At 32.9% G+C, this 10391-nt stretch carries 11 protein-coding genes; 8 read left to right on the plus strand and 3 right to left on the minus strand.

All coding sequences use genetic code 11. The features are described 5' to 3' along the window. Positions 1-15 precede the first annotated feature (15 nt). Both VKY47_RS00515 and VKY47_RS00520 read left to right on the plus strand, forming a co-directional pair. Positions 16-324, plus strand: a complete 309-nt coding sequence (locus VKY47_RS00515) for a thioredoxin family protein (RefSeq protein ID WP_324309487.1) — start codon at positions 16-18, stop codon at positions 322-324. A 6-nt stretch (positions 325-330) separates the two neighbouring features. Continuing rightward, the gene (locus VKY47_RS00520; protein ID WP_324309490.1) at positions 331-588 is read left to right on the plus strand and encodes a DUF6952 family protein; all 258 of its coding nucleotides are present in this window, start codon (positions 331-333) and stop codon (positions 586-588) included. Between the two features lie 75 nt (positions 589-663). On the opposite strand, the gene VKY47_RS00525 is transcribed toward VKY47_RS00520, so the two are convergent. Then, positions 664-918: a hypothetical protein gene (locus VKY47_RS00525; RefSeq protein ID WP_324309491.1), complete on the minus strand. Its 255-nt coding sequence runs from the start codon at positions 916-918 to the stop codon at positions 664-666. Between the two features lie 320 nt (positions 919-1238). Between VKY47_RS00525 and tpx the strand changes: the two genes are divergently transcribed. From tpx to ribB, 6 genes are all read left to right on the plus strand, one after another. Then, positions 1239-1745 (plus strand): thiol peroxidase, encoded by a 507-nt coding sequence (gene tpx, locus VKY47_RS00530; RefSeq protein ID WP_324309492.1) that lies wholly within the window; start codon positions 1239-1241, stop codon positions 1743-1745. After that, entirely contained in the window at positions 1738-2106 is a 369-nt protein-coding gene (locus VKY47_RS00535; protein WP_324309494.1) for a diacylglycerol kinase, read from the plus strand. The genes tpx and VKY47_RS00535 overlap by 8 nt, the downstream gene beginning before the upstream one ends. A 112-nt stretch (positions 2107-2218) precedes the next feature. Then, positions 2219-4588, plus strand: coding sequence for a DNA translocase FtsK (locus VKY47_RS00540; protein WP_324309495.1), 2370 nt, complete (start codon positions 2219-2221; stop codon positions 4586-4588). A gap of 55 nt (positions 4589-4643) precedes the next feature. Then, on the plus strand, positions 4644-5282 hold the full coding sequence (lolA1, locus tag VKY47_RS00545) for an outer membrane lipoprotein periplasmic chaperone LolA1 (protein WP_324309496.1): 639 nt from the start codon (positions 4644-4646) through the stop codon (positions 5280-5282). A 7-nt stretch (positions 5283-5289) separates the two neighbouring features. Then, positions 5290-7164 (plus strand): LptF/LptG family permease, encoded by a 1875-nt coding sequence (locus VKY47_RS00550; RefSeq protein ID WP_324309498.1) that lies wholly within the window; start codon positions 5290-5292, stop codon positions 7162-7164. 33 nt (positions 7165-7197) lie between these two features. Then, on the plus strand, positions 7198-8355 hold the full coding sequence (gene ribB, locus VKY47_RS00555) for a 3,4-dihydroxy-2-butanone-4-phosphate synthase (RefSeq protein ID WP_324309499.1): 1158 nt from the start codon (positions 7198-7200) through the stop codon (positions 8353-8355). 164 nt (positions 8356-8519) lie between these two features. Here ribB and VKY47_RS00560 read toward each other — a convergent pair whose 3' ends face one another. Both VKY47_RS00560 and VKY47_RS00565 read right to left on the minus strand, forming a co-directional pair. After that, a complete protein-coding gene (locus VKY47_RS00560) occupies positions 8520-9272 on the minus strand; it encodes a hypothetical protein (protein ID WP_324309501.1) in 753 nt (250 codons plus the stop codon). Positions 9273-9565: 293 nt separating this feature from the next. Then, positions 9566-10391, minus strand: an 826-nt coding sequence (locus VKY47_RS00565) for a hypothetical protein (RefSeq protein WP_324309503.1), incomplete at its 5' end; no start/stop codon positions are given.

Raw genomic sequence — 10391 nt, forward strand, 5'->3', positions numbered from 1 at the left:
AAAAATTTATAGGATATGGTACAAGAATTAGATCAAGACAATTTACAAGATATTATAAATAATAACGATACGGTTGTTGTTCAGTTTTCTGCAACTTGGTGTGGAAATTGTAGAATTATGAAACCAAAATTCAAGAAATTAGCTTCAGAGAATGATGGTAAAACTTTTGTTATTGTAGATGCAGAAAAATTTACCGAATCTAGAAAACTTGCAACCGTTGATAATTTACCAACCTTTGCAACCTTTAAAAAAGGAGATTTCGTAAATCAAGTGCAAACAAACAAGATTGAGGTTTTAAAGGAATTGGTTGATAGCGTAAACTAATTATATATGAAACTGCCAATTATAAAACACCTCACACAGTTTATTGAGGAAAACGATGAAGATTTTGTAGTGGAAACTATAGAAACACTTGAAGCGCTTACAGAAGTTTCTTCCTTAAAAGATGAAGAACTAGACGTTATTGGCGAACTTATCTCCAATATGTACGGTGCCATTGAAGTGAACAAAATGATAAAAGAAGGAACGCCAAAAAAGGAAGCTTTAAACAGCTTTATGAAACGTGTTCTTGGTTCTATTGATTCTTAATAGAAATTTACAGATAAATAAAACAGCCTCTTAAATTAAATTTAAGAGGCTGTTTTGTTAAATGGGTTTTGATAATTATTCTTTATCACTATCCATTTTCTCTTCTTTCGCAACCTTGGTTTCAATTGCTTTTTCTTCTCTGGCCTTCAATTCAGATTTATCTTGTTTCACTTCAGAGTCTTGTTTCAATTGAGATTTTTTTTGAACTTTAGTAGTTTCCTCTGTTTTAGTATCGGTATTACTATCTGTTGTTTGTGCAGTAGTGATTTGCGAAAATCCTAAAAAGCAAGTTAATAATAAGGCTCCAAATAATTTGTTTGATAATTTCATAATAAAGGTTTTTTGTGTTATTAGATTCAATGCTATATCTACGCGCTCTTTCTTAAGTTTAGATGTTTCAATTTCCCATTTAACAATAAACTAACTTTTGTTTAACAAATCCTCTATGGATAAATAGATAGCCACCAGCCCATTATATCTTATCCTATTAACATTTTTAAAAACCACTTTAATTTAATTATTGAAAGAACTATAAATACACTTTTCTCTTTAACACTATTTAACAAATTGGACCGATAAATCCCGGAATCCATGTAATAAAACTCTTAATAATTTAGTATTTTTATAGAAATAAAAAAAATATAGATATTATGGCAACAGTAACTTTTCATGGAGACCCAATACAAACTTCTGGAACACTTCCAAAAGTAGGAACAAAAGCACCTGATTTTAAGTTGACTTCAACAGATTTAAAAACTAAATCATTGAGTGATTATTCGGGACGCAAAGTTGTTTTAAACATATTCCCTAGTGTCGATACAGGTACCTGCGCAAAATCGGTTAGACAATTTAATGAGGAAGCCTCAGAATTAGACAATACCAAAGTGTTGTGTATTTCTAAAGATCTTCCGTTTGCTTTAAATAGATTTTGTGGTGCTGAAGGCTTAAACAATGTTATTTCTTTATCAGATTATAAAGATGGGAGTTTTGGAAAAAACTATGGCCTAACCTTTACAAATGGACCTTTAGAGGCTTTACTTTCTAGATGTGTTGTTGTTTTAGACGAAAAAGGTATTGTAAAATACACCGAACAAGTTCAAGAAATAGCTGACGAACCAAATTACAAGGCTGCACTTGAAGCTTTAATGGATGAATAACAAAGATTCCTTTTTTATAAACAGGCTTAAAAGTGTAGGTTTTGCTTTTAAAGGTGCTTGGCTTTTAATAAAAACCGAAGCTAGTATTAAAGTTCAGTTTGGTATTGGTCTAATTATGACCTTCATTGGATTTTTAGTTGAATTAAGCCCTATGGAATGGATTGTTCAAACCTTAACCATTGGTTTGATTCTGGCATTAGAAGGACTAAATACGGCCATTGAGGAAATGGCCGATTTTGTCCATCCAGAATTTCATCCAAAAATTGGACTTATTAAAGATCTTGCTGCCGGAGCTGTTTTTATATTTGCTCTCACAGCGATTATAATTGGTTGTATCATTTATTTTCCTAAGTTTTTTTAAATACTTTTACCATTAGGATAAACGTTAGTAATTTGTATTTTTGCTGCATTGAGCAAAATATTCAAAAATCTCAATTTAGAATTAACTCATTTCTGCGTTTCGGAAATTATATATGGCAAAAAAGAAAACCAATAAATCAACTAAACCTAAGTTAAAAGCCCCAAGCCTTAAGTTGTCAAGCCAACAAAAATTAGTGCTTGGTAGCTTTTTAGCTCTTTTGGGCATTTTACTTTTTATTGCTTTTTTATCTTTTCTGTTTACAGGAAAAGTTGACCAAAACACCTTAACGGAATTTACATCCAGAGAAGTAAAACCAGAAAATTGGCTTAATAAAACAGGAGCTTGGATCAGCGACCTCTTTATTCAGCGTGGTTTTGGAATTGCTTCCTTTATATTTGCAGGACTTATTTTTATTTCCGGAGTTTTTGTACTAACCAATTCCAATTTAAAAAAGTTAGGAAGACATTGGTTTTGGGGTCTCCTTATAATAATATGGTTTTCCATACTTTTTGGTTTTTTTACCGAACATCTTGATATTTTAGGTGGCACCATTGGTTTCGAGATAAATTCTTATTTACAAGACTATTTAGGCATAATTGGCACCTCTCTCCTACTTGTTTTCTTGTTAATTACTTATTTAGCCATAAGATTTCGAGTAACTGCCGAAACCTTTGGAAATATTTTTCAAAAAGCAACAAAGGATATTAAGCAAGAATTTAAACCTTCAAATGAAGATGTTTTCATTCCTATAGATAACGATTTAACGGCGGAAGCTGAAGATATAAAATCGGCTTTCGATATTAAATTAGAAACTTCCATTTCAGAAAAAAAGGATGAAGAACTTCCTGTTCCACCTATTAAACCTAAAATGGAAGTCATTCCTGAAGAACCTGAAATGATTATTGAAGTTGAAGAGGTTGCCGAAGAAATTTCGGAAACCGATAATCTAGCAAATAAGCTAGTGGAAGATTATGGACAATTCGACCCTACCTTAGAACTTAGCAACTACCAATTCCCTTCTTTAGATCTACTGAAAAAGTACGATTCTGAAAGTATAACTATCAATCAAGAAGAATTAGAGGAAAACAAAAACCGTATTGTAGAAACCTTGAGCAATTACAAAATTGGTATTGCTAGTATCAAAGCTACCATAGGTCCAACGGTGACACTTTATGAAATTGTTCCAGATGCTGGGGTTAGAATATCGAAGATTAAAAACTTAGAAGATGATATTGCTCTCTCGCTCTCCGCACTAGGAATTAGAATTATTGCTCCAATTCCAGGAAAGGGAACCATTGGAATAGAAGTTCCTAATAAAAATTCTACCATAGTTTCTATGCGTTCTGTAATTGCATCCCAAAAATTTCAGAAATCGGATATGCAGCTACCAGTGGCATTAGGTAAAACCATTAGCAACGAAACTTTTGTGGCAGATTTAGCTAAAATGCCACATTTATTAATGGCTGGAGCAACAGGACAAGGAAAGTCGGTAGGACTGAATGCTGTTTTAACTTCACTTTTATACAAGAAACACCCTGCTGAAGTTAAATTTGTATTGGTCGATCCAAAAAAGGTGGAATTAACTCTATTCAATAAAATAGAACGTCATTATTTAGCGAAACTTCCAGATAGTGAAGAAGCTATTATAACGGACAATACCAAGGTTATTCACACTTTAAATTCCTTGTGTATTGAAATGGACAATCGCTACGAAATGCTTAAAAATGCCTTATGTAGAAATATTGCCGAATACAATGTCAAGTTTAAAGCACGTAAACTAAATCCTAATGATGGGCATCAATTTTTACCCTATATTGTTTTGGTGGTAGATGAGTTTGCCGATTTAATAATGACTGCAGGAAAAGAAGTAGAAACCCCAATTGCCCGTTTGGCACAATTGGCCCGTGCTATTGGAATTCATTTAATTATTGCAACACAACGTCCTTCGGTAAACGTTATTACAGGTATTATTAAGGCCAACTTCCCTGCTAGAATTGCTTTTAGAGTTACAAGTAAAATAGATTCCAGAACAATATTGGACAGCTCTGGAGCCGACCAGTTAATTGGACGTGGAGACATGCTTTACACACAGGGTAACGAAATGATACGTATTCAATGTGCTTTTGTGGATACTCCAGAAGTAGAAAAAATAACCGAATTTATAGGTTCGCAAAAAGCATATCCCGATGCTTACTTATTACCTGAATATGTGGGTGAAGAGAGTGGCACAAGTCTTGATGTAGATATAGCCGACAGAGATAAATTATTTAGAGAAGCTGCCGAAATAATCGTTATTGCACAACAAGGTTCTGCCTCATTACTACAACGTAAGTTGAAATTGGGCTATAATCGTGCAGGAAGATTAATCGATCAATTAGAAGCAGCTGGTATTGTCGGTGGTTTTGAAGGCAGTAAAGCAAGACAAGTTTTAGTCACAGATTTAGTAGCACTTGACCAAATGTTAGAAAATGAAACAAATTAATTAAGAAAATTCCTTTATCTAGTAAGATTGGAGGAAATGAATAAAAATTATTTCAATGAAGAAAATAACACTCATTATAGCACTTTTAATTAGCGTAGTAGCTTTTGCCCAAGACAGTAAAGCTAAAGCGCTTTTGGATGAAGTATCTCAAAAAGCAAAAAATTACGAGAACATATCCATAGATTTTAAATATGCTTTAGATAACTCGGCCGAAAACATCAAACAAGAAACTCGTGGGGATGTTGTATTGCAAGGCAACAAGTACAGACTGAATATTTTAGGTGCCACCCGAATTTTTGATGGTAAAACGCTTTACAGCATTAGTCCAGACGATGAGGAAGTTACAATTTCTTCCGATAATCCAAACGATGGAAGCAGTATTACACCTAGTAAAATGCTTACTTTTTATGAAGACGGGTACGCCTATAAAATGGACATCAGTCAAAACGTTAAAGGAAGAGCTATCCAGTATGTAAAATTAACACCTATCGATTCCAATTCCGAAATAAAACATGTGCTATTAGGAATCGATGCACAAACCAAACACATTTACAATTTAATTGAAGTTGGCAAAAATGGTACAAAAACCACTTTAACTGTTAATTCTTTTAAAACAAACGAACCTATTTCGAAATCCTTATTTACTTTTGACAAGAACAAGTATAAAGATTACTACATTAATAAATTGGATTAAGTAACTTTTGAAGATTTTAGACAGATACATACTAACCTCATATCTAAAAACTTTTATCAGCGTGTTTATTATACTCATGCTGATTTTTGTTTTACAAACCATTTGGCTTTATATTAAAGAGCTGGCTGGAAAGGACTTAGACATGGTTGTAGTCGCAAAATTCTTGCTTTATTTTGCTCCCAAATTAATACCTCTAGTTCTGCCCTTGACTATTTTATTGGCATCCATTATGGTTTTTGGAAGTTTTGCCGAAAACTATGAGTTTGCAGCCATGAAATCTACAGGTATTTCTCTGCAACGTGCCATGAAAGGACTTAGTATCTTTATTATAGCTCTAGGAATAACCACTTTCTTCTTTTCAAACAATGTTATTCCTTGGGCTGAATACAATTCATATAATCTTCGTAAAAATATAGCTAAATTAAAACCGGCCATGGTTATAGCCAAAGGCCAATTTAATGAAGTTGGGAGCGAGTATAATATCAAAGTCGCAGACAAAAGTGGCGATAGAGGTCAGTTTTTAAAAGAAGTGCTTATTCACCAAAAGAAAGGTAATCAATCTGGAAATTTCACAACTATCTACGCTAAAACAGGAGAACTAAAAGGTGAAGAAGAATCAGATATCTTACAACTCATTTTATTTGATGGCTATTTTTACGACGATACACCCCCAAAAGATTACAAAAGCCGAGAAAAAAAGCCAATGACTAAAAGTCATTTTAAAAAATATACCATCAATGTAGATTTATCGAACTTGAACAATGTGGACTTAGAGCAAAAAGACATTAGCGATAAATACAACATGCTAAATATTAGAGATTTAAGCTACACTATTGACACGCTTAGAGTTGATAAGGACAATAACATTAAAGAATTAGCCTCAAACTTATATAACAGAAGTAATTTTCAACATTTAAATAAAGGAGCTGCTACCCAAAAAGAAAACATTTACCAAGACAACATCTTGGACCTATATAGTAATAAAGAGAAAGTAGTATTAATTGATTTGGCTGAAAACACTTTTAAAAGTACCCAGCAAATTATTGAAAATAAAGAACAAAGTTTTAAAACCAAAGGCGTTTGGCTAAATAGACATATTATAGCGCTTCACGAAAAGTTGGCCTTAGGTTTTGCTTGTGTGATTCTGTTTTTTGTTGGTGCTCCTTTGGGTGCCTTAATTAGAAAAGGAGGTATTGGTTTACCAATGGTTATTGCCATTCTGCTTTTTTTAAGCTATCATTTTATTGGAATTTTTGCCAAAAACAGTGCAAAAGACGGGAGTTTAAATCCCATTTTCGCCTCTTGGTTCTCTACGCTAATTATGCTTCCATTAGGTATTTATTTAACCAAACGTGCCACAGAAGATCGCGGTTTGTTTGAGTTTGATCATATTATAGAACCTATTAAAAACCTTTTAAAAATAAAGAATAAAGAAGAAGAAGAAGCCTCTAAAACAAAGCTTCCAAAAGCTATAAGAGAAATTATAGAAGAAACCCACGAAAATTCACCAGAAGCCTTAGTGCGCATTGAAGACTATAATACGATTAGAAAAAACCATCAGGATTATAAGGTCTATGCTAAATTCACTTTTATTTTCTATATTATAGGAGCTATTTTATTTCCACTTTATTTTATTCTGAAAAACAATAAGTTAGAAGAAGTAGCTGAAATTTGCCTTCAATTAAGTATCATTTCATTTATAGTTTGTTTTATTTATTATCTAGTTTCTTATTTAAAACAACTAACTATTTACAAGTTAATAGAATTAAAAGGAATTTCTAAAAATCCTATTATTCTACTTTTAGGTCTTGGTTTTTACCCTTTAACACATTATTTAAGAAGGAACAAAATTAACGAAGACCTTTCTCTTAGTTTAAAATAAGCCATATCTTTGCACCATATTTAAATAACGATTATGTCCACTATTAAAATGCCAAAAGAAACTTCAAAAATACAGTTAAACACCATTGAAGAAGCCATTAACGATATTAGAAATGGGAAGGTTATTATTGTAGTTGACGATGAAGACAGAGAGAACGAAGGCGATTTCTTGGCTGCTGCCGAAATGGTAACACCACAGATGATTAACTTTATGGCCACTCATGGTCGTGGGCTTATTTGTACGCCTCTTACAGAAAAACGTTGTAAAGAGCTTGAATTAAACCCAATGGTTCATAACAACACAGATCCATTAGAAACAGCGTTTACTATTTCTGTAGATTTAAGAGGGAATGGTGTAACCACAGGAATTTCAGCTGGAGATAGAGCCAAAACCGTAAAAGCCCTTGTAGACGACAATACAAAGCCATTTGAACTGGCAAGACCAGGACATATTTTCCCTTTGGTTGCTAGAGAAGGTGGTGTATTAAGAAGAACTGGACATACAGAAGCTGCTATAGATTTTGCACGCTTGGCGGGATTGAAACCTGCTGGAGTTATTGTAGAGATCATGAATGAGGATGGAACCATGGCTCGACTACCACAACTAATGAAGGTGGCTGAAAAATTCGATTTAAAAATTGTTTCTATCGAAGATTTAGTGGCCTATAGAATGCAGCACGATTCTTTAATTGAAAAGAAAGAAGATTTTGAAATGGTTACCCGTTTTGGGAAATTTAGACTTAGAGCTTATCAACAAACAACCAATAACCAAGTACATATTGCTATTACAAAAGGAGCTTGGAATACCAACGAACATGTTTTAACACGTGTCAATTCCACTTTGGTAAACAACGATATTTTAGGGACGCTAACCAACAATGCCGATAAAAAGCTAGACGATATGTTTAAGCTGATAAACGATGAAGGCAAAGGCGCTATTATTTTTATCAATCAACAAAATCAATCCACCAATTTACTGCACAGACTTTCAATACTTAAGCAAGAGCAAAACCATAAGGACCTTATCAAAGCGCCAAGCATTCAAATGGATCATAAAGATTTTGGTATTGGGGCGCAAATCCTTCACGATTTAAACATTCATAAATTGCGACTAATGTCTAATAGCGAGCAAACAAAACGTGTTGGAATGATTGGTTATGGTTTGGAAATTATTGATTATGTAACTTATTAATCAGACAAGTTTATAACTTTACTTTTTTCTTCAGAACAATTCTACAAAAAAAAGGGGACTCAGAACAAGAATGGTTCTAATTCCCCCTTTCACACTGATTAATAGCGTCTTAAATATTTTTATATGAACACTTTTATAAGTGATAGTGAATAATTATTGAATTATTAATGTCTCACCCATTTTTGAATGTTACCGGCTCCACTCGAACCTACTTGAATTCTTAAAGTATCAGAGTCTACTTTTCCAATTTCCATAGTAGCTGTGTAATAGCTATTATCATTTCCAAGTTCTTCATGCATAAAATTATTGGCATCAAGTGCATAGATATCTTTCCACTTAACATCTCCTATTCCAAAATCTGAAAGCGCTGGATCTATTACAGTTCCAGTATTATCTGTAACCTCAATCACCACATCATTATTTGGTAAGTAGTTTCCACCTACACGAATCCAATTTCCTTGTAAAACTTGAAGATAAACACTTTGGGGTGTAAAATTGGCCTCACGAACCCACTTTTGGATATTTCCAGAGCCAGAAGTATTTACTGAAATTCTAAGAGTATCGTCTGTACCAAAATTTATGGACGACGGATAGTAATTATAATCGTTTCCTAGCTCCTTGTAAGAATAGTGTCCCGACCCCTGACTTTCTATATCTTTCCATTTGATATCGCCATTTATGAAATCAGAATTGTAAGCATCTGATATTTTTCCTAAGTTACTGTTTACGTAAACCTTCATGCCATTATTTGGTGCGTAATTTCCTCCAATTCTAATCCAGTCTCCTTGAATTTCCTGAAGTGATTCAGTTTGTTGTGGATTATTATCGCTTGAATCGTCTGTACTGCAAGATGCTAGTATCAGGCTTAAAAAAGCTAAAAAAATGATAGTTAGATTGAAATTCTTTAATATTTTCATTGTATTTGTTTTAAAAATTTTATGTTGATACTTATTTATGTAACTATTTTGAAAAGGTTAACATAAAAACAATAAAATTTATTTTATTAACTGTTTGTAGGTTTTAATAAATGACGTTGGTAGAAAACATAGAATGATTATAAGTACTTGCTCAAATGGTATATTGATCAATCTTCAAAATAAATAAGGACAACTAAACAGAATTTAGTTGTCCTTATTTTAATTGTTTTTCACCTTAAAAAGTTTTTATTCCAAGGTCTTTTTAATTGGTAAGTCTTGGACATATTTTAATTTTATGGAACAAATGTTAATATCCTGTTTGGATATGCGTCTTTTGCATCTTGAATGGAACCGAAACAACAAGCACCACCACAGGAGTCATAAAAAAGAATTACATAATCGCCATTATCCATTAGGGATATAATGCCATAGCCTGCTGGTAATTCCCCTAGTTTTAAATTAAGAGTACCGCCTTCTTGACCTGAAATTGCCCCTAATCCATTATACCACTGACCTTCTAACTTTACTTCTGTTGCGGTGTGTAGTAAAAGAGCTCTAATAGATTGTTCTTGATTATCATATGGAAAAGTATAACTTCCTATAATCTCATTACCATTTATTTCCCAAATTCCATTGGCAATTATATCAATACCTCCTATATATTTAACACTTAAAGAACCGTCTGCACTAAATTGGAGTTCATACGAACATTCGTTTTCAAATCTGTATGTAAAATTACCTTGCAATTTATTATTTAAAATAAAATTCACACTCTTCTGCCCTGCACTATTGGCTACAAGAACTTGAATCGTGTGTTGACCTTGTGGTAATAAGTTAGTCCAACTTAATACACCTGTATTTTCATTAATGCTTAAACCATCTAATGGTGTCGCTAAAGAAAAAGTTCCCACATCGCCATTCCAAGTAATATCTGGAGCATTAGAATTTCCTGTTTCAAAAAAAGTAGCATTTATTGTTGTAATTGCGTAATTAACTGTTGGTACACTAGCATCTGGCGTACTAGTACCTGAATCATCATCTGAACTACAGGACGTAGCAAAAATAAAAATTAGCAACATTGATATGTACTTGATTTTAATAATTGATGTTTTCATAAAT

Source organism: Xanthomarina sp. (assembly GCF_035306705.1).
Classification (GTDB): domain Bacteria; phylum Bacteroidota; class Bacteroidia; order Flavobacteriales; family Flavobacteriaceae; genus Xanthomarina.

Bases quoted from the DNA above. Each gene is read 5' to 3' on its own strand.
- VKY47_RS00515 (WP_324309487.1), top strand. From the start codon at position 16: ATGGTACAAGAATTAGATCAAGACAATTTACAAGATATTATAAATAAT.
- VKY47_RS00520 (WP_324309490.1), top strand. From the start codon at position 331: ATGAAACTGCCAATTATAAAACACCTCACACAGTTTATTGAGGAAAAC.
- VKY47_RS00525 (WP_324309491.1), bottom strand. From the start codon at position 918: ATGAAATTATCAAACAAATTATTTGGAGCCTTATTATTAACTTGCTTT.
- tpx (WP_324309492.1), top strand. From the start codon at position 1,239: ATGGCAACAGTAACTTTTCATGGAGACCCAATACAAACTTCTGGAACA.
- VKY47_RS00535 (WP_324309494.1), top strand. From the start codon at position 1,738: ATGAATAACAAAGATTCCTTTTTTATAAACAGGCTTAAAAGTGTAGGT.
- VKY47_RS00540 (WP_324309495.1), top strand. From the start codon at position 2,219: ATGGCAAAAAAGAAAACCAATAAATCAACTAAACCTAAGTTAAAAGCC.
- lolA1 (WP_324309496.1), top strand. From the start codon at position 4,644: ATGAAGAAAATAACACTCATTATAGCACTTTTAATTAGCGTAGTAGCT.
- ribB (WP_324309499.1), top strand. From the start codon at position 7,198: ATGTCCACTATTAAAATGCCAAAAGAAACTTCAAAAATACAGTTAAAC.
- VKY47_RS00560 (WP_324309501.1), bottom strand. From the start codon at position 9,272: ATGAAAATATTAAAGAATTTCAATCTAACTATCATTTTTTTAGCTTTT.